Source organism: Burkholderia sp. 10_S31 (assembly GCF_056930375.1).
Genome location: NZ_JBXOWK010000001.1, coordinates 2,098,411 through 2,118,360 on the forward strand (window position 1 = coordinate 2,098,411; position 19,950 = coordinate 2,118,360).

Consider the following 19,950-nt stretch of genomic DNA (forward strand, 5'->3'; position numbering starts at 1 on the left):
CGGTGGTTCAGCGCGGGTTATTCGGCCGCGTCGATGCCCGACAACACCTTGATGACGGGCGGCGCCGAGAACCAGTCGGCCGACTTGATGCGAAATGCGGTGAAGTGCGGGCTCGCGAGGTGCGCGTCGAACGCGGCCTGATCGTCGTAGATCTCGAACAGGTGCAGCGCCGGCGAGCCGTCCTGTTCGCGGAACAGGTCGTAGCGGCGGTTGCCGGGTTCGGCACGGGTTGCCGTGACCATGCCGCGCAGTTCGGCCTCGACGGCCTGCGCGTGCTCGGGTTTCGGAAACACCGAAGCCATCACATAAAGCGCCATGTTTTTACTCCTTGGGAAAGGGAATCGAGCATGCCACAAGCCGGCGTCGGGCGACGCCAGCGTGCAAGCGGACGTGTCGTGTCAGGCCAGTTCGTCCGGCCCCACACGCACGACGACCTTGCCGAAATTCTTGCCGGCGAGCAAGCCGATCAGCGCATTCGGCGCATCGGCGAGATCGGGGACGACATCCTCGAGCGTCTTCACCTTGCCCTGCGCGACCCACTCGCTCATCTCCTTCAGGAACGACGCATAGCCGGTCGCATAGTGATCGAGAATGATGAAACCCTGCATACGGATGCGCTTGCGCAGGAGGGTGCCCATCAGTGCCGGCACGCGGTCACGGCCGCTCGACATTGCGGTGTCGTCGTACGCCGCGTCGTTGTAATGCGCGATGATGCCGCACACCGGCACGCGCGCATGATCGTTGAGCAGCGGCCACACCGCGTCGAACACGGCACCGCCCACGTTCTCGAAATAGACGTCGATGCCGTTCGGGCAGGCCTCCTTCAGCTTGGCCGCGAATTGCGGATCGCGGTGATCGATGCAGGCGTCGAAGCCGAGCGCGTCCTTCACGTATGCGACCTTGTCGGCGCCGCCCGCGACGCCGACCACGCGGCAGCCCTTCAGCTTCGCGATCTGGCCGACCACGGCGCCGACCGCCCCGCTCGCGGCGGCGACGACTACGGTTTCGCCGGCTTTCGGCTCGCCGATCTTGAGCAACCCGGTGTACGCGGTGAACCCGGGCATGCCGAGCACGCCGAGCGCATGCGACGGATGCGCGAAGTCACGGCCAAGCGGAATGAGATCGCTGCCGTCGGACAGCGCATAGTCCTGCCAGCCGCCGCTCGCGACGACCAGGTCGCCTTCGCGATACGCGCTCAGGTTCGATGCGACGACACGGCTGACCGTGCCGCCGACCATCACGTCGCCGAGTTCGACCGGCGGCGCATACGACGGCGCGTCGCTCATCCGGCCGCGCATGTACGGATCGAGCGACAGCCAGACCGTGCGCAACAGCACCTGACCGGCACCGGGCACCGGCACGTCGCCGGTCTCGGTGCGGAAGTCGTTCGGGGTGGGTGCGCCGACCGGGCGCGCGTTCAGGATGATTCTGCGGTTTGCTGCCTTGCTCTGCGGCATGGGAACCTCCGTCAACAGGAATGGATGTGCAACGGGCACGATCGAATCAATGATCGACAACCGCCGTGCGCGAGATTGCGGCCGTGTCGGCGAATCGGCCGGCGCAGCCGCAGCCTCGCGGGTAAAGCAATCGGACTTCAGCGTGAGTAGACCAGTCGTCTAGAGCCCACGCAAAAACAAGGCGCGCCTATGCGCGCCCGGGTTACGGCTGCACACCGTCGGGCTCGACGGGCGGCAGGTTCAGCATCCGCCGTGTTTCGAGCATCGCGCGCTCGAGCGGTTTGCGGTTGCGGTGAATCTTCTCCAGCAGCGTTGCGCCGAGCCACAGCTCATAGAGGATCGCGGCCGTATGGGCTGGATCGTCGACGCCGCCCAGCGAACCGTCGGCCAGCCCGGCCTCGATCCCGCCCGCGAGCCGCTCGATGATCTGGCCGGTGCCCCGCCGCAGGACCGCACGCATTGCCTCCGACAGGTCGGACACCTCCGCGCCGAGCTTCACCGCGAGGCACTTGCCCTCCGGATCGTCCGCGCACTGCGTGTGCAGCCAGTTGCCCCAGTACGTCATCAGGCGCTGCGCGCCCGTGCCGGCCTGATGCTTGAGCAGGTTGTCGAGATGCTCGAGATAGCCATCGAAATACGATTCGAGCAGCGCCTCGCCGAATGCCTCCTTCGAGCCGAAGTAATGGTAGAACGAGCCCTTCGGGATGCCCGCCGCGGCGAGAATCTCGTTCAGACCGACCGCCGAGAACCCCTTGTGGAGCATGATCGGCTTCGCGATATTCAGGATGTGCTGGCGGACTTCCGCGCCCGAAGATGCATTCATGATGGCGTATCTTAGCAACGATTAGACCGGTCGTCTAGTAACGCCGAGCCGGTGAATTGAGCGGCACTTTACCCGAATCGCGCCGCGTCGCGGACGTGTTGTCGCCGCACCGTGGCGCGCATGTCACGCGAGCTTGGGGGCGCGCTTCCTGGCGACTGGCTTTGCCGCCCGCAGGCTGCCGCCGGCAGGTCGACCCGGCGCCCTGCGCACGGGCGGGTGCGCCGTGCGTTCGGCACGCAGCGCGTCGAGTTCGCCGACATACGCGGCATTGGCCGCACGAGCACCGTCGAGCTGGCCTTCGAGCATGCCGCAGCGGTGTTGCGTGTCGGCCAGTTGCGTCTGCAGCGCCGCGAGATCCTTGCGGTGCTGCGTATCGCGCTGTTCGGCGCGCGTGGTGGCTGCGTCGAGTTCCTTTTGCAGCCGTGCGGCAGCGAGCCGTTCGCGATCGATTTCCTGAAGCGCTCGCTTCTCCGATGCGCGCAGGCGCTCCTCGGCCCGGCCCGCGTCGTCGCGCAGCCGGTCGAGCTGCGACGTGAAATCGGCGCGCGCCTGCGCAAGCGCGCGATCGGCGTCCGCGTTGTCGGACTTCAGCCGGTCGACTTCCGCTTGCAGCGCGCGGCGCGATGCCTCGTCGGCCGCCCTCGCCTGTTCGAGTTCCTGGATACGTACCTGCGCCGCCAGCAATGCACCCGTGCGTTGCTCCAGCGCGGTTTCGGTGCGGGACAGGTCGGCTTGCAGCGCGGCGACTTCCGCTTTTGCCGCGACGCGCGCGGCTTCGACTTCGGTGCGCAATGCATCGAGTGCGGCGGCGGCATCGTTGGTCGAGCGGTTCCACAACGCGGCGACGAGTTCGCCCGCTGCCGCCTGCAGATCGGCCGGCAAGTCCGGATGCTCGATGCGCACGCGGCTCTTTTCCCGCAACTCGGCCCAGAACTCGCCGAGCACCGCCGTCGGCGTGCTCATGCTGCCCTTGCGCACGAGCTGGTAAAGCCGGTTCGCGGTGGGCGTGATGCCGAAGCGGAAGAACATCAATGCGCAGACCTCGCGATACAGCTCGCGGGTTTTCGGGAAATCGGCCTTCAGGCGGTCGATTTCTGCGATCAGGCGGGATTCGTCGGCAGCGAGGTCGGACATGGCGGTTTGCTCTGTGATTTTATGAATAATATAACGTAAACCGCTAAATATCCAATCATCCGGCATTATTGATTTGACATTATTTCTATAATGTCGAGATCTGGTTGATCTTCGGCGATGCCGCGCTCGCGCCGTCCGTTTGCACAAAGTTGTTCCTGCCGCGACGACGCGAGCGGAAAGCGCACTCCAGGCGCACGGTGTTCTACGAATTGCATGCCGCGCGGCCGAATGCCATGAATAACGATGCACTCGCCCGCATCGGCGCACCGCGTGAAGTTGAGGAGGCGATCCGGGCAAACCGAGCGCCCGGTCGGCCTCTCGAAACTTATCGGTCAGGTGCAGACGATGGTGGACGAATCCGTCGAGTCGGCCGAGTCGGCCGAGTTTGACGCGGCGCACTCGGTTGCGCGGTGGATCGGGCGGCCCAATCTGGCGCTGAGTAACGCAAGGCGGCTGGACTGCTGGATACCGTCACGGGATCGCGATCGCGAACTGGCTGGCCAGTCCAGTGCCGAACACGGCGACCGTGTCGCCCGCGCTCTCTTCCGCGAGCTGCGCGCTGAAACAGCCGGTGCGAAAAATGTCCGGCATCAGGATCGCGCGATCGTCGTCGATTGCATTGGGCAGCCGGATCTGGCTTGCGTGCGCAAGCGGCACGCGCGTACTCGGCCTGCAGCCCGTTGAACGCGCCGCTGTCGGCCGGGTCGCCAAAGAACGCGATACCCACACTTGGGCTGCCGGGGTTCGCGACGTCGCATTGCGCGGTGTAGCCCGCGCGACAGTACGCGCAACTGCCGCATGCGCTCGTCGATGGAATCAGCACACGATCGCCGCGCCAAAGGTTGCGCACGTCGCGCCCAACGGTCTCGACGATGCCGACACCTTAATGGCCGAGGATCGTGCCCGGCTTCATCCCGCCTAACGTGCCGCACACCATGTGCAGGTCGGTGCGGCAGATCGCACTGGCCGTCAGGCACACGATCGCGTCGGCCGCCGCATTGATTTCGGAATCGGGCACCGTGTCGATGCGAATGTCGTCGATGCCGTGAGATACGACTGCTTTTATATCAGGCCCTCCTTATTCGAACGTTCTCGTACTTGCCGAGAAAGGAAACAACCAAGGAGGCAGACCCGAATTCTCCCCGCCCCGAGAGAAGTGCAGTTTAGTCGGAAGCCGCCGCAGGTTCAGGCCGCAATTAGTTCAAATTCGTTTGATGCTCAACGACGAGCGTTCGATTCGACACGTGAGCGGCGTACGTCGAGCAACCTGGCCACCCACCGTGCCTCCCGCTACGCTGGACCCGCCTGCGCGAATCCGAACGTAAGGCCGAAAGCGTCGAGGATCGTCGTCGCGGTGCTGGCCATTCGCTTGGCCATTGCCTCCGGGGTCTCGCGCATGGCGCCCTGGCGAAGCCAGTGCACCGCCGCCCACACCAATCCACCGCCAAGCACCGTCAGGCAATCCTGCTCCGCTTCCGTTCGGACTCCTTCATAAGGCGGAAGGAGGCGGCCGGCAACGAACGTCACCAATTCATCGAAAAACGCCGATGTCGCCGCGTCGTTGAATACGGTCAGATAGAAAGGCTCATGCGCATGCAGATGCTCAAGAATCAGCGCGGTTTCCACCTCCATTGACTTGACGAAAGCGGCATTCGGCGGGTTCAGCAGCTTGCCTTGCTCCTCGACGAACGCAAAAGCGTTGTCGAGCCTCACCAACGCCGCCCGCTGAGCGGCAGCCTGAAGGTCGGGAAAGTGCTGATAGAACGTAGGACGCGCGACGCCCGCGCGCTGCACCAATTGAGCAATGCTGAGTTTGCTCAGCGGCGCCTCATCGAGCAGTTCGCTCACGGCACGAACGAGAGCGTCGTAACTCCGTTGAAAGCGAGGATCGGCGGGATTAGGGCTTACATCAGGTGGCATAAAAAGATCTGGACACGTGGTTTTGTCTATTTTACATTTGTTCAATAGATTGAGATGCGATGCTCCGACATACCTCTGAAAGGCTATTGAAATGAAATCCTCCGCCCTCGTTCCCCAGCCGCCCCTGAAACCCGTCATCGGTCATCTGATGGAGGTCCTCGGGCCGTCCCCGCTTGCAAAGATGATGGATCTTGCACGCACTTACGGGCCGGTCTATTGGTTCGAGGTGTTCGGGCAAGGTTACTACGTTGTCAGCGGACAAGCACTTGTGAATGAAGTGTGTGATGAAAGCAGATTTCAGAAGTGTGTACACCAATCTCTGCTCGAGCTTAGACCCGCGATCGGGGACGGGTTATTTACGGCATTCAGTGACGAACCGAATTGGGCAAAAGCGCATCGTGTGCTGATGCAGGCGTTCGGCCCGCTCAGTATCTGGTCGATGTTCGACAAAATGGTCGACATCGCTGACCAGATGTTTCTCCATTGGGAGCGGTTCGGCCCGGAGACCCCGGTCGATGTGTCCGATCACATGACTCGACTGACGCTCGATACGATTGCCCTTTGTGCGTTTGATTGTCGTTTCAACAGCTTCTACCGTGAAGACCAGCATCCGTTTGTCGATGCCATGGTCAACACCCTCAGCGAGGCGGGAAAGCGCGAGTTGCGACCAAAACTTGTTTCGAAGTTGATGGTCAATCGCAGTCGAAAGTTCGACGCGGACATTGAAGTCATGCGATCGCTCGCGACCAAAATGATCGAAGACCGGCGGAAGAACCCGCACGACAACGAAGAGTCGATGGACCTGTTGGACCGAATGCTGAACGGCATCGATCCGGTGACGGGAGAGAAACTCGATGATGAGAATATCGTCTTCCAGATGATCACATTTCTCATCGCCGGACATGAAACGACCAGCGGGCTGCTGTCTTTTGCGACCTATTTTCTTCTCAAGAACCCGGATATCTTGCAGAAAGCGCGAGATATGGTCGACGAAATCGTCGGTAGCGAGACACCGCGGATCGAGCATCTCGCACGACTTCGCTACATCGAACACATCCTCATGGAGACGTTGCGAATCTGGCCGACGGCGCCGGCATTCGCGGTGACACCGCTCGCCGACACCACGTTCGGCGGGAAATATGCCGTTTCTCCAGACGACATCATCATGATCCTGACGCCCATGTTGCATCGGGATGTGAGCGTTTGGGGCGAGGACGTCGAGGCGTTTCGTCCGGAGCGATTTGCAGCGGAGAATGCGGAGCAGCTTCCCCCCAATTCATGGAAACCCTTTGGCAATGGTGCGCGTGCCTGTATCGGCCGCCCTTTTGCCATGCAGGAAGCCCATCTCGTTCTGATCATGCTGCTGCAGCGATTCGATTTCTCTTTCGCAGATCCGAACTACGAGCTGAATGTCGCCGAAACGCTCACGCTGAAGCCGACCGGTTTCCGGGTGAACGTGAAACCGCGGGCCCGAGGTGCGCTCAAAGTGCCCGATACGGCCCTTCACGCCCCCCCGAGCGCTCAAAGCACCAGCGTCGCCCCGCTTCAGTCGATCCCTGCCGGCGAAGATCTGTCGAACATGCTCGTCCTCTTTGGGGGAAATACAGGTTCCGCCGAATCCTTTGCTAGACGTATTGCAGGGGACGCGAGTCGTCACGGATTTCACGCCACGTGCGCTCCCCTCGACGACTTCGCAGGAAAAATCGACGGATATCCTGCAATTGTGATCGTCACCGCTTCCTACGAAGGCCAGCCGCCGGACAACGCCAAATCATTCGTCCCGTATGTCGAAGCGCTGGATGACGGTGCGCTGGACGGCGTGAATTTTTCGGTTCTTGGGTGCGGCAACAAACAATGGGCACGGACATACCAGGCGATTCCCAAGCGAGTCGATGAAGCGCTCGAGAAGGCCGGTGCGACGAGAGTGCACTTCAGAGGCGAGCTCGATTCCGGTGGCGACTTCTTTGGTGAATTCGACCGTTGGTATTCCGAAATGTGGAATCGCTTTGCGATCAGCGCCGGGAAGGACGTCTCGGTCGTTCAACATAACGATGTCGCACTGAAAGTAAGCTTCGCCGACAGTTCCCGTGAAAAAGTGCTGAATATCGGCGACATGGCGCATGCGTCCATCGTCGACAATAGAGAGCTGGTTGATATTAGCGTGGCTGGCAGCCGCTCCAAAAAGCATATTGAATTGAAACTTCCGGAAGCGATGACTTACCGGTCGGGAGATTACCTGGCCGTTCTGCCCCGCAACTCGAAAAATAACGTCGATCGCGTCTTGCGTCGATTTCGCGTGAGCTGGGACACTCAAGTGGTGATCGAAGGAACGTCGAGTAATCCACGCCTTCCGCTCGGCCAGGCAATCGGCTGCGGTGAACTGTTTTCGAGCTATGTCGAACTCGCCGTTCCCGCAACTCGATCACAAGTGTCCAGCCTGGCCGCGGCCACGCGTTGCCCGCCCGAAAAGGTCGAGCTCGAGCGCCTGAGCGCCGACGATTTCGAATGCGAGATTCTGGGAAAGCGGACAACCGTCATGGATCTGCTCGAACGCTTCGGCTCCGTCGATCTGTCGTTCGAAAAGTTCCTCGATATGCTGCCCGCGCTGAAAGCACGCCAGTACTCGATCTCGTCTTCCCCGCTCTGGAAGGCAGACCATGTCACGCTGACGGTAGCAGTGGTCGATGCACCGGCGCTCTCCGGCAATGGTCGTCATGAAGGGGTGGCGTCGTCGTATCTCGCGCGACTCAACACGGGTGACAGCCTGTCCGTTGCGGTCAGGCCGTCGAATGCACGCTTTCGACCGCCAGCCGAACCCGATCTTCCGATGATTCTGATCTGCGCGGGTTCCGGTATTGCCCCATTCCGCGGCTTTCTGCAAGAGCGCGCGTTACAGAAACAGCGGGGAGAGAACGTCGGCACGTCGTTACTCTTCTTCGGGATCGATGACCCTGACGTCGACTTTCTCTATCGCGACGAACTCGGCGAATGGGCACGATGTGGTGTGGTCGAAGTGATGCCGGCTTATTCAAACCGCCCGGAGGAAGGTGCTCGCTTTGTTCAAGACAAAGTCTGGCTGGAACGCGAGAAAATCGCCGCACTGTTTGCGCAAGGTGCCACCGTCTTTGTCTGCGGGGATGGAAAGAATATGGCGCCTGCCGTACGTGCCACGCTTGGTCGCATTTATCAGGAGGCAACTGGAGAGAACGATGAAAGCGCCAGCGCGTGGATTGACACGATGGAGCGGGAGCATGGCAGATATGTTGCCGATGTGTTTGCATGACAGCGACGGGGTTCATGCCGCCTCCGGTCGCTTTAGAAAAGGGAAAGAAATTTCGACCTGCCCCGCCACCGCTTCCCGGAACTCGCGCGACTAGTTCTTCGATCCCGGCCTGCGCCCTATTTTCCTCACGCCCTTCACTCTGGTTCCGGTCGAGTTCCGACCGGAACCAGATGGGGAATTTTCCCACTCGCTTCTAAACGGCGTCGCCATGATGGAAAAGGCAGCGTGCGAGCATGGTTCGCAGTCGCGCGAAACTTCGGATATCGGTCGGCAAAAAGATCCAGAGTCCTATATAAACCGATCGGCTCTCCGGTTCATCGTCGCGGCCAACGGCAACGCGATGGCCGTGGCCTCCGCAAGACGCCAACTCTGGTTCGCGCATTCATCCCTCTCTGGAGGCGTTGTTGTTGCGTCACCTCTGGTCGTCTCGAGACCAGACGAGATAGCACAACTGGCGCAATACCCGAACAGGAATCTTCGGCCCTGTCTGGTCCATCGAGCTTCCCTCTCGAGCTTCCCTCTCAAATCGAAATTCGGGCCTCAGCTATACGTCGATCTATTCCGGTTCACGGCTCGTTTCGCAACTCAGGGGGCACACTCCACTCGACCGCGTCGGATCGACCTCATGCCTTTCAATTACTGCAGGCTTCGGAAAGCGACGGGTTAACCACGATCGACCGCCGATGAACACCATGTTAACTTCACCGATCATAAGACTTGATCATTTGACCATATCAGGCATGAGCGTGCCTTCCCACCGAAAACCTCCGCGAATGGCTCCATGCATGCCACCTCCTGATACGTGTAATAGATCACCCATATGTCGCGACAAACGCGGAATGAATGCGCGTTTATTCGTCGTAGGCCACCACATCATCACCAACGAGACAGCCCATGAAGATTGACCTGACGAATCGCATTGCGATCGTGACCGGCGCCGGCGCGGGTCTCGGGCGCGAGCATGCGCTGCTGCTTGCCCGGCTGGGGGCAAAGGTCGTGGTTAACGACCTGGGCAGCGACGTAAACGGCAGAGGCGGCTCCGCCACGGCCGCCCAGCGAGTCGTCGACGAAATCGTCGCTGCCGGCGGCGAGGCGGTCGCGAACAGCGCATCGGTTACCGATTCCGAACAGGTTCAGCACATGGTCGACCAAGCGCTTTCGCGCTGGGGTCATGTCGATATCCTGGTGAACAACGCCGGCATCCTGCGCGACAAGAGCTTCAGCAAGATGACGCTCGACGACTTTCGCGCGGTGATCGACGTTCACCTGATGGGCGCGGTCAACTGCTCGAAGGCCGTGTGGGAATCCATGCGGGAACGGCGCTACGGTCGCATCGTGATGACGACCTCGTCGTCGGGCCTGTACGGCAATTTCGGACAATCGAACTACGGTGCCGCGAAGATGGCACTGGTCGGCCTGATGCAGACACTGGCCATCGAAGGCGAGCGATACAACATCCGCGTGAACTGCCTTGCTCCGACGGCCGGTACACGCATGCTCGAAGGCCTGATGTCGGCGGACACCCTCGACACGCTGTCGCCTGCGTCCGTCAGCCCCGCCGTCGCGGTGCTTGCCGGTGAAGAGGCACCTACTCGGTTGGTCCTGTGCGCAGGCGCGGGCAGCTTCGAGGCCGCACATATCACCTTGACGCCCGGCATCCATCTCGGGACCGGCGACCAGGTCGCTCACCAGCTCGCCCAACGCCTCGACGAGGTGACGAACCGCAGCGGCGAGACGGTTCCTTCATCCGGTGTTGCCCAGGGCGATCTCGAGCTCAAAAAGGCCCGCATCGCCTCTTCGAATACGAAGGAGCATTTCGATGCGTGACGAGTCCGGGACGGCTGCACGCAAACCTGACCGCGATCTGAGTGGCCACACGGCTGACGGACGTCGTCATGCAGGCACCCGGCTTGCTCTACCCCGGTTGTCGCCCCTCGTCGACACGGAACTGGGCATAGCCGAATGGTTCTCCATTGATCAGCCTTCGATCAATAAGTTTGTCGACTTCACAGTGACCGGCAATCGATTTATGTGGATGAGGAACTTGCACGCGCAAGATCGTCCGTCGAAACCATCGCCTACGGGTTTCTCGCGCTTTCGATGCTTTCCGAGTGGGCTTCCAACGCTCTCCCCGAGGTCAAAAGGCAGCAGAACTAGATCAATTTCAGATTGAACAGCGTGCGCTTCACATTGAAGCAGGTCACGATGCGAAACATCACGAGCATCCAGTTGACCGTTGGCGTAATGGTGGAAATTAAGAACCATCACAAGCCAGCCATCGTGGCGGAGTGGATGATGCCGATCAACTCATAATTTCCCTGAATGTTTCCCGGTTCGATCGATTTGAAACAGTAATTTCGCATTCCAGAATTTATTGAATAAATTCGAAAATTTGCCAAGACTCTAGATACTCACTCATTCGATTCCATGACTAGCGAACTCACCCTCTCCCGTCGCGACGTGGAGTTCATTCTTTTCGACTGGCTGCAGGTCGAATCTCTTACCCGTCGGCAACGGTTTGCCGGGCAGGACCGATTCGACTACACATCCGTGCTGGATGTGTACGAATCGCTTGCCACGGATCTCTTCCAGCCGCATAACAAAAAGAACGACAGCAACGAACCCGCATTTGACGGAGAACGCGTCACCATCAACCCGGAAGTGGGTGTCGCATTGCGTGCATTTTCGGCCGCCGGCTTGATCAGCGCCTCGTTCCCCAACGAATGGAACGGCATGAGCCTGCCGAGCACCGTGGAACGGGCCGGCATGGCGTATTTGCTGGCAGCCAATCCGGGAACTGCAGGCTACGCGTTTCTCACCATCGCCAACGCCAATTTGCTAATGGCCCACGGCGAGCGAGACCGGGTGGAGCACTACGTCAAGGCCATGGCGGAAGGGCGATGTTTTGGCACGATGTGCCTGTCGGAGCCGCAAGCCGGATCAAGTCTTGCAGATATCCGCACGCGCGCGGTTCCGAGTAAAGACGGCCGCTACCGCCTGTTCGGCAACAAGATGTGGATCTCCGGTGGCGATCACGAGATTTCCGAGAACATTGTCCACTTGGTATTGGCAAAGATTCCCGATGAAAACGGGCAACTTCCTCCGGGCGTTCAAGGGATATCGCTCTTCACCGTACCGCGCAAGTTGATCAGCGCCGACGGACTGCCTGGCGAGCGAAATGATGTCGTACTCGCCGGTATCAATCACAAGATGGGTTACCGCGGCACTGTAAATTGCCTGCTGAATTTCGGTGAGGGTCGCTACCGTCCGGAAGGCGAAGCGGGCGCAATCGGGGAGATCGTTGGCGAGCCCGGCAAAGGGCTGGCCTACATGTTCCACATGATGAACGAGGCGCGTATCTCGGTCGGCCTCAGCGCCGCCGCGATTGGCTATACAGGCTACCTTCACTCGCTGGATTATGCGAAGACGCGCCTGCAGGGCCGGACACGCGGTGACCGATCGCCCGCATCAGGACAGGCCCCCATCATTCGTCATGCCGATGTCCGGCGCATGCTGCTCGCGCAAAAGGCATATGTATCCGGTGCACTCGCGTTGTGTCTGTATGCGGCTCGACTTAGCGACGATATCCATTCGCAAGAAGACGTCAACGACCGCGAAGAGGCGCATTGTCTGCTTGACCTGCTCACCCCCGTCGTCAAGAGTTGGTCGTCCCAATGGGGCCTCGTCGCCAACGATCTCGCCATTCAGGTTCATGGCGGCTACGGTTACACGCGCGAATACAACGTCGAGCAGTTCTATCGCGACAATCGGCTCAACCCGATACACGAAGGCACATTCGGTATTCAGGCGCTCGACCTGCTTGGTCGGAAGACTCGCGCAAACGGCGGTACCGCCATGACAGCGCTCGACAGGAAAATTGCCACGACGGTATTCAGGGCACGGTCGATCCGTCCGCTCCAGGACCATGCCGGCACACTCGAATGCGCGTGGGAGCGCATCCGCATCGTCACCGACGCGTTGCACCGGCTCGACGACCCGGAAGTCCAGTTGGCGAATGCGGCTGCCTACCTTGAAGCATTTGGCCATGTCGTCGTCGGCTGGCTTTGGCTCGACCAGGCGATCGTGGCCAACACGCTCGAGAACGGCCCTACCGGAAGCGACTTCCATCGCGGCAAGCTCGCAGCGTGCGACTACTTCTTCGGGTGGGAAATGCCCAAGGTAGCTGCGTGTCTCGCCGTGCTCAATCCAGTGGAAACAACCCCTCTGACGATGCCGGAGCATTGGTTCTGACCCGTGTGAGACGCCTCCATTTCGTTGCTTTCGTTTAATTTTTTAGGATATCAATATGATTGATGCTGTCATCGTTTCCACCGCGCGCACGCCGATCGGCAAGGCATATCGTGGCGCATTCAACCTAACGCACTCGCCCACCCTGCTCGGTCACGCAATCAGGCATGCTGTACTGCGCGCCGGTATCGAACCGGATCGCATCGAGGACGCCGTCATCGGTTCGGTACTCAACGCGGGAACCGCCGGCAACAATATCGCCCGACAAGGTGTGCTGGCGGCCGGGCTACCTGCTTCAGTCGGCGCACAAACACTTGACCGGCAATGTGCGTCAGGCCTGATGGCGATCGCCACGGCCGCCAAACAGATCATGTGCGACGGGATGCAGGTCGTTGTCGCGGGCGGCCAGGAAAATATCTCTGCGGTACAGACCCGCTACTTCGAGTGGACGCGCGCCGACCAGGATCCCAACGTGCTGGCCGTGCAACCCGCCGCATACATGCCGATGCTCGAGACCGCCGAGTTCGTTTCCCGCAAGTACGGGATCTCTCGGGAGGTGCAGGATCAGTACGCGCTCGATTCCCAGCTTCGCACTGCCGCGGCACAAACGGAAGGCCGTTTCTCGAACGAAATCGTCCCGATCACGACTCAGATGCTGGTCGTCGACAAAGTGACCGGCGAAACGTCGCGGAAGGAAGTCACGCTCACGCAGGATGAGGGAAATCGTCCCGGCACGACGCTCGAATCGCTTGCCTCTCTCGCACCGGTGGTTGACGGTGGCGTTGTAACCGCCGGGAACGCAAGCCAGCTTTCGGACGGCGCAAGCGCCTGCGTTCTGATGAATGGTAAGACTGCCGAACAGATCGGCGCAACGCCCCTCGGCATCTATCGCGGCATGACCGTCGTCGGCAATGCGCCCGAGGAGATGGGCATCGGTCCCATCTACGCGATCCCCAAGCTCCTGAAGCTTCATGGCCTAAAAGTCGACGACATCGGCCTGTGGGAGCTCAACGAGGCATTTGCATGCCAGGTGCTGTACTGCCGCGACAAGCTGGGAATCGATCCGGCCCGGTACAACGTCAACGGCGGCAGCATTTCGATCGGCCATCCGTACGGGATGACCGGTGCCCGTACGGTCGGCCATGCACTGATCGAAGGCAAACGACGCGGCGCGCGCTACGTCGTCGTATCGATGTGCGTGGGGGGCGGAATGGGCGCAGCCGGTTTGTTCGAAGTTGTCTGACGGAACGCGCCTTTTCCCGCAAAGCGAATGGGGCGGCAGCCCCGCTAATGCGGGGCCACCACCTAATGTTTTCAGTGCTTGCGCCAAGGTTGGAACAACTTTATGCAAACTAACGCGGACCAGCGAACGTCGTCCGCGGGCAGCCGATCGTCGCGCTGAGGTTGCCTGTCAGGGATGGTTGTCGTCGCGTCCGATTCTTCATACACTTTTACGGATCCCTCCTGTCTGGAGACCCGAAATGGTGGACGTCAGATTGAGCGTGCCGCTGGTCGATCAGAGCGGCGCAAAAAAAACGAAGTCAGGATCCAGAGCGCTGAAAAACGCATGCTGGTATGCCGCGGCGTGCATGGTTTCGTACTACCACCGTCCTGGGCCGCGCCTGGGCATGCCGGCGCTATGGCAGGCGGACCAGGGGCTCCCGCCGGAAAAGATCGCCGACTTGTGCGCCATTGAAGGACTCGTGCCACTTGATCAGCCTACGGTCATTACGCCCGAGTGGCTCGCCGCGGTACTGACCGAGTCCGGTCCGATCTGGGCCGCAGGTCATTTTCTGGACAGGCCCGACCAGCCTCGAATCGGTCACGTGATCGTCATCACGGGCATCCAGCAACGCACCGTTCATTATCACGACCCGGAGGGGCCTCCCCCGCGCACGATGCTGCTGGGGACGCTCGATGCCGGAAGGTGGAGACCCGATGGGCTGCTGGTGAAGGATCGGCGCCGCTACTGAATGCGGGCACTGTGCCGCAGTTGCCTGTCGGCGCGTCATCCCGTCACTGTTGTCGTCACATTCAAGCATCTCGGCCGGCTTTGATCACTCATCGAGAGGCGCATTCGCAAGTACGCGCGTGACGAGCCGGGCATGGGCTTCCATTTCGATGACGTATGGCAATGGCGTGATGAAGCTTGCGACATGTAGTGCTGTATTGCTCCGTCATCCATCGCGGTGGTCATGCGGTAACGCCACGGACTTTCCGTGCGACGCCGTTGTAGAAGTAGGTGAAACAGCGCGGCCCTGACGCATACGCGGTATCGATCTGCTCGAACTCGAAACCCGCCCCCTCGATCAGCGACCGGATCGGACGGTTCAGATGGCAGCCGCCGCTGAGGCAGCACCATGCGGGCGTCAGGCGATCCTGCCAACGGCGTACACCGGGTTCCGGCGCAAGGCCGTGCTCGACGAACAGGAGTCGCCCTGCGGGCGCCAGCACGCGTCGGATTTCCCGGAGCGCCCGCCGGCATCAGGGATCGAGCAGAGCGTCCAGGTACTCACCACCGTGTCGACGCTTTCGTCCGACAGCGGAATGCATTCCGCGGACGCCATCAGGAAGTCCACCGGTGCACCGGCTTGCACGGCGCGAGGGCGCGCCATCTCGACCCGTTCCGTCGAAGGTTCCAGTGCGAATACGCCACGTACGCCTTTGCGGTAGAGCGGCAGGTTCCGGCCCGATCCGGCGCCGATCTCGAGCACGCGCCCCGCTGCCCCTGAGATCACACGCTCGCGATACGGCACCAGCATCGCATTGCGCATCGCCATATCGACATCCCCGCTGAAATCGGCCGCGCACGAAACGAAAGAGGCTCGCACCGCGCGAGCCTCTTGTTCATGATGCCATGATCGCCGTTCCGTACCCGTCGACCGCAGTCGATGTATCGGCAGACGAATCCATTCGATATCGATGCGGCGGCATACGACATGCCGCGCCGATCACCCCAGCGGCACCACGCTCCCGAGCAGGATCCGCACGAGCGTCGCCTGGCGCGTCACTCCCGTCTTCGAGAAAATCGCGCGCAGATGCGTGCGCGCCGTGTTCTTGCTGATCCCCGATTCCTCTGCTGCCTCCTCGAGCGTCAGCCCGTTCGTCAGCAGCAGCGCGAGCGACGTTTCGGCGGGCGTCAGGTCGAACAGCTTGCGGATGATTTCCTGTGCGCCCTGCGGCTTGCGGTCGGGATCGCGCAGGAACAGCGTGACGGCCGGCCGGCGCTTGTTGTCCTCCGACCAGTCGGACAGCAGCACGGTGCGCACCAGCAGCCCGAGGCGCGGCTTGTCGAAGCCGCGCGTGATCGGCATCGCCTCGACGATCGCCGCGGCCGTGCCGTGGTGCCCCATCACCGCGTGGCGGATCAGCCGCTTGAGCGTGCGATTCTCCTGCGCATCGGTCGCCTCGATTGTGCCGCGCGCAATCGTCAGACCGTTGTTCTGCTTCAGGATCTCATCGGCGACGCTGTTCATGTCGATGATGGTGCCGTTCTCGTCGAGTGTGATCGTGCCGATCTGCATCCGGTTGATCGCGTTCGCGTAGATCGACCGCTCGACCTCGGCCGTGTCGAGCCGCGAATGCAGCTCGACCGCGCGCTTCAGGTGCGGCAGCAGCAGCGCGCAGATCGCCTTGTCGCGCGCGGAGAACTGCTTCGACGCGTGGTTGCGGCACACGCGGAACCGGCACTCGACGCCCGACGGCGTGCGCAGGTCCGCGCCGAGGATGTAGCGCACGTCCTGCGGCTTCAGGAACTGCTTGTACAGTTCGCTCGACAGCCAGCCCGTATCGCCGAACACGTCGTCGACCGTGACCACGCGATCGGCCGGCAGGCCAACGAACGGGTCGAGCGAATAGTAGTAGTTGTTGTACGAGGCCTCGCCGTCACCCGGCACGACCGGGCCGAATTCCGATGCGTGCACGGACAGCGGCGCGCGACGATCGCTCGCGGCCGCACGCAGGATCAGCGTTACGTAGTTGGCCTGCAGCAGCCGGCGAACCATCTCGAGCGCGCCTGCCCAAGGCGGCGTTTCCATCGGCCCCTGGTAGATGCGCGCCATCAGCTCGCTGAAATCCGCGACGCCGATGTCGGCCTCTTCGCTCGTTGACTGGCTCTCCTGCGGGGCCCATCTCGTCTCCATCAGCACGCTCCATCCTCCATGCAACTTGTATTCGGTGCGATTCATCCGCGCCGCCATGATTAAGACGCGTCTTAATTCCGGCGTCATCGGGACATTCACTGAATGGTGAGCTTTGGCCATTCGGGCGCGCGAACCATCGTCCAATCGGATGATGTGGCGCCCTGCCCGCTGCGCTGGAATGCCCGTCAGGCCGTGCCGACAAGCGTCCGGCGCGGCCTCAGGGAAAACCGCGACGCGGGTTTACCTGATTCAGACCGCATCCGATTCAGACAGGAGTTCCAATGCCGCTCGACCCTCAGGCGCAGGCGCTGCTCGCCGCGCTCGCCCAAGCGCCCGCGATCGATTTCGATCGACTGACCGTTCCCGCGTACCGCGCGAACCTTGCCGGAGGCAACGCCTTCGCACCAGGTGATGCGATTGCCGCCGAAGAGGACTGGCAGATTCCCGCCCCGGGGCGTCAGTTATCCGCACGACTGTATCGGCCCGACGCCGACGGGCCGTTGCCGCTGACCGTGTTTTTCCATGGCGGCGGCTTCGTCGCGTGCGGCATCGATTCGCACGCGAATCTGTGCCGCAGCCTCGCCAGACGGGCGCGCACGCTCGTGCTGTCGGTCGATTACCGGCTCGCGCCGGAAGCGCGCTTCCCGGCGGCCGCGCAAGACGCCTGCGATGCCGTGCGCTGGGCCGCCGCCAGCACGCGCGATCTCGGCGCGCGCGCCGGTGCGATCGCCGTGGCCGGCGACAGCGCGGGCGGCAACCTGGCTGCGGTCGCCGCGCTGCAGCTGCGCGGCTCGGGCGTCGCGATCGCGCACCAGTTGCTGCTGTATCCGGTCGTCGATTGCGCGACCGAGCATCCGTCCTACGAATCGCTCGGCGAAGGCTATTTCCTGACGGCGGACGCGATGCGCTGGTTCAAGCGCCAGTATTTCGACGACGACGCCGACCGCGCATCGCCGCTCGCGAGCCCGCTCGCCGCGGCGGACCTTTCGGGTGCGGCGCCGGCCACCATCGTCAGCGCGGAATTCGATCCGTTGCGCGACGAGGCCGAAGCGTATGCACTGCGTCTCGCGCAGGCCGGCACGCCGGTGTCGCTCGTCCGCTGGCCAGGCCAGCTGCACGGCTTCGCGAGCATGCTCGGCGCGGTCGATGCGGCCGATCGGGTGCTGACGTTCGGCGCCGATGCGCTGCGTCGCGCATTTGACGCGACGGAGGCGCAATGACGCTCGCCGGTACGCTGGAAATCGTCGACGAGCTGCGTGCGGGGCGGATGGTCCTGCTCGTCGACGAAGAGGATCGCGAGAACGAAGGCGATCTCGTGATCGCGGCCGATCACGTGACACCCGAAGCGATCAACTTCATGGCGCGCTTCGGGCGCGGGCTGATCTGCCTGACGCTGACCGCCGAGCGCTGCGAGCAGCTGAGGCTGCCGCCGATGGCCGATCGCAACGGCACACCGTTCGGTACCGCTTTCACGGTCAGCATCGAGGCAGCCGAAGGCGTGACGACCGGCATTTCCGCGGCCGATCGCGCGCGGACGATCCGCGCGGCGGTGCGCTCGGGCGCGCGGCCCGACGATCTCGTGCAGCCCGGCCACGTGTTTCCGATCGCCGCGCGGCCGGGCGGTGTGCTGGTGCGCGCGGGGCACACGGAGGCAGGCTGCGATCTGGCCGCGCTCGCCGGGCTCACGCCCGCGTCGGTGATCTGCGAGGTGATGAACGACGACGGCACGATGGCACGGCTGCCCGAGCTGAAGGCGTTCGCCGCGCATCACGGGCTGAAGATCGGCACGATCGCGGACCTGATTCATTACCGCCGCGAGCACGAATCGCTCGTCGAGCGCGTCGGCGAACGGCCGCTGCATACGCCGTGGGGCCGGTTCCGCGCGATCGAGTATCGCGACACGGTGCACGGCGCACCGCATCTCGCGCTGGTGCGCGGCGAGCCCGATCCGTCGGCGCCCGTGCTGACGCGCGTGCACGAATGCCATTCGCTGCTCGATCTGCTCGACGCCGAGCCGTCCGCGCATTCGTGGCCGCTGCACGCGGCGTTGCAGCGGATCGATGCAGCCGGCTGCGGCGTCGCGGTGCTGCTCGACTGCGACATGCGTGGCGACGCGATGCGGACACCGGCCGGCCATGCACGCCACGACGGCCGCGTCACGGGGATCGGCTCGCAGATCCTGCGCGAGCTCGGCGTGCGGCGGCTGAATGTGCTGTCGAGCCCGTTCCGGCTGCCGGCGCTGTCGGGGCACGACCTGGAGATCATGGCGTTCATCCCGCTCGGTGACGACGATCCGGAAAGCGCACGTGCCGCGCATGCGAGCCCGCTGCGGGCGGCGTGACGCAGCGCGGGCGGGCTCGCGTCGCCCTTCCAGCATCGATCCACGGGTTGCCGTTTGACAGGCTATCGTTTGTTTTTGTTAAATACAGTCTCAGGTTTGTATTTTGACGATACATGCCATAGGCTGTATTTTTCGATTACAAGCGATCGCCTGTCATTTCGCGGAGAGCCCATGGCATTCCCTGTCCAGACCTTGAGCCAGTTGCGCCCCATCCTCGTCGGCTTCCGGAAGTCGGCGGGGTTCACGCAGGCGCAGCTCGCCGCCCGCCTCGGCGTCACGCAGCAGTCGTACGCGCAGCTCGAAGCCAATCCGTCCGCGGTCAGCATCGAACGGCTTTTCAAGGTGCTGAACGTGCTCGGGGTTCGCCTGTCGCTCGATCCACGCACGCCGGACGACCCAGCGGCACCCGACGACACGGCCTCCGCTCCCGCACCCAAGCGCGCACCGGCCGCGCGCGGTCGCTCATCCGGCCCATCCGGCGCGTCCGATACACCGGCCCGCGCACCGGCCGCGGCGAAGGCCCCGTCCGCCGCCGCGCGCAAACGGCCTGCCGCGGCGACACCGGGCAAGCCTCGGGGCACCAAGCGGGAGGACTGGTGACG

General features: G+C 62.4%; 15 protein-coding genes and 1 pseudogene. 8 read left to right on the forward strand and 8 right to left on the reverse strand.

Annotated features, from left to right (window positions below):
* Positions 1-17: 17 nt before the first annotated feature.
* The 6 genes and pseudogenes from AC1Z3W_RS09405 to AC1Z3W_RS09430 all read right to left on the reverse strand — a co-directional run bounded on the left by AC1Z3W_RS09405 (position 18) and on the right by AC1Z3W_RS09430 (position 5,262).
* Positions 18-317 carry a putative quinol monooxygenase gene (locus AC1Z3W_RS09405; RefSeq protein WP_057927210.1) on the reverse strand — a complete coding sequence of 100 codons (300 nt, stop codon included), beginning with the start codon at positions 315-317 and terminating at the stop codon, positions 18-20.
* Between the two features lie 81 nt (positions 318-398).
* Positions 399-1,457 carry an NADP-dependent oxidoreductase gene (locus tag AC1Z3W_RS09410; RefSeq protein WP_124831944.1) on the reverse strand — a complete coding sequence of 353 codons (1,059 nt, stop codon included), beginning with the start codon at positions 1,455-1,457 and terminating at the stop codon, positions 399-401.
* 202 nt (positions 1,458-1,659) lie between these two features.
* A complete protein-coding gene (locus tag AC1Z3W_RS09415) occupies positions 1,660-2,280 on the reverse strand; it encodes a TetR/AcrR family transcriptional regulator (RefSeq protein ID WP_057927209.1) in 621 nt (206 codons plus the stop codon).
* 123 nt (positions 2,281-2,403) lie between these two features.
* The gene (locus AC1Z3W_RS09420; RefSeq protein ID WP_057927208.1) at positions 2,404-3,414 is read right to left on the reverse strand and encodes a DNA-binding protein; all 1,011 of its coding nucleotides are present in this window, start codon (positions 3,412-3,414) and stop codon (positions 2,404-2,406) included.
* Positions 3,415-3,894: 480 nt separating this feature from the next.
* Positions 3,895-4,480: pseudogene (locus tag AC1Z3W_RS09425) on the reverse strand (alcohol dehydrogenase catalytic domain-containing protein); the annotation flags it as partial.
* A 224-nt stretch (positions 4,481-4,704) separates the two neighbouring features.
* Positions 4,705-5,262 carry a TetR/AcrR family transcriptional regulator gene (locus tag AC1Z3W_RS09430; protein ID WP_244104796.1) on the reverse strand — a complete coding sequence of 186 codons (558 nt, stop codon included), beginning with the start codon at positions 5,260-5,262 and terminating at the stop codon, positions 4,705-4,707.
* 163 nt (positions 5,263-5,425) lie between these two features.
* Between AC1Z3W_RS09430 and AC1Z3W_RS09435 the strand changes: the two genes are divergently transcribed.
* The 5 genes from AC1Z3W_RS09435 (at position 5,426) to AC1Z3W_RS09455 (ending at position 14,838) form a co-directional block, all read left to right on the forward strand.
* On the forward strand, positions 5,426-8,617 hold the full coding sequence (locus AC1Z3W_RS09435) for a bifunctional cytochrome P450/NADPH--P450 reductase (RefSeq protein WP_124831938.1): 3,192 nt from the start codon (positions 5,426-5,428) through the stop codon (positions 8,615-8,617).
* Positions 8,618-9,511: 894 nt separating this feature from the next.
* Positions 9,512-10,444: an SDR family NAD(P)-dependent oxidoreductase gene (locus AC1Z3W_RS09440; protein WP_483507492.1), complete on the forward strand. Its 933-nt coding sequence runs from the start codon at positions 9,512-9,514 to the stop codon at positions 10,442-10,444.
* A gap of 600 nt (positions 10,445-11,044) precedes the next feature.
* Entirely contained in the window at positions 11,045-12,868 is a 1,824-nt protein-coding gene (locus AC1Z3W_RS09445) for an acyl-CoA dehydrogenase (RefSeq protein ID WP_124831934.1), read from the forward strand.
* Positions 12,869-12,923: 55 nt separating this feature from the next.
* Positions 12,924-14,108: an acetyl-CoA C-acyltransferase gene (locus tag AC1Z3W_RS09450; RefSeq protein WP_057927164.1), complete on the forward strand. Its 1,185-nt coding sequence runs from the start codon at positions 12,924-12,926 to the stop codon at positions 14,106-14,108.
* Positions 14,109-14,346: 238 nt separating this feature from the next.
* Positions 14,347-14,838 (forward strand): papain-like cysteine protease family protein, encoded by a 492-nt coding sequence (locus tag AC1Z3W_RS09455; protein ID WP_082664736.1) that lies wholly within the window; start codon positions 14,347-14,349, stop codon positions 14,836-14,838.
* Between the two features lie 396 nt (positions 14,839-15,234).
* On the opposite strand, the gene AC1Z3W_RS09460 is transcribed toward AC1Z3W_RS09455, so the two are convergent.
* Both AC1Z3W_RS09460 and AC1Z3W_RS09465 read right to left on the reverse strand, forming a co-directional pair.
* Positions 15,235-15,645, reverse strand: coding sequence for a class I SAM-dependent methyltransferase (locus AC1Z3W_RS09460; protein ID WP_483507493.1), 411 nt, complete (start codon positions 15,643-15,645; stop codon positions 15,235-15,237).
* Between the two features lie 171 nt (positions 15,646-15,816).
* Positions 15,817-17,007 (reverse strand): helix-turn-helix transcriptional regulator, encoded by a 1,191-nt coding sequence (locus AC1Z3W_RS09465; RefSeq protein ID WP_057927272.1) that lies wholly within the window; start codon positions 17,005-17,007, stop codon positions 15,817-15,819.
* Between the two features lie 281 nt (positions 17,008-17,288).
* Between AC1Z3W_RS09465 and AC1Z3W_RS09470 the strand changes: the two genes are divergently transcribed.
* The 3 genes from AC1Z3W_RS09470 (at position 17,289) to AC1Z3W_RS09480 (ending at position 19,948) form a co-directional block, all read left to right on the forward strand.
* Positions 17,289-18,227 carry an alpha/beta hydrolase gene (locus AC1Z3W_RS09470; RefSeq protein WP_483507494.1) on the forward strand — a complete coding sequence of 313 codons (939 nt, stop codon included), beginning with the start codon at positions 17,289-17,291 and terminating at the stop codon, positions 18,225-18,227.
* Complete coding sequence (ribBA, locus tag AC1Z3W_RS09475) at positions 18,224-19,348, forward strand: bifunctional 3,4-dihydroxy-2-butanone-4-phosphate synthase/GTP cyclohydrolase II (RefSeq protein WP_483507495.1); 1,125 nt, start codon at positions 18,224-18,226, stop codon at positions 19,346-19,348. Before AC1Z3W_RS09470 ends, ribBA begins: the two co-directional genes overlap by 4 nt.
* A 171-nt stretch (positions 19,349-19,519) precedes the next feature.
* Positions 19,520-19,948: a helix-turn-helix domain-containing protein gene (locus AC1Z3W_RS09480; protein WP_057927160.1), complete on the forward strand. Its 429-nt coding sequence runs from the start codon at positions 19,520-19,522 to the stop codon at positions 19,946-19,948.
* The last annotated feature ends 2 nt before the right edge of the window (positions 19,949-19,950 follow it).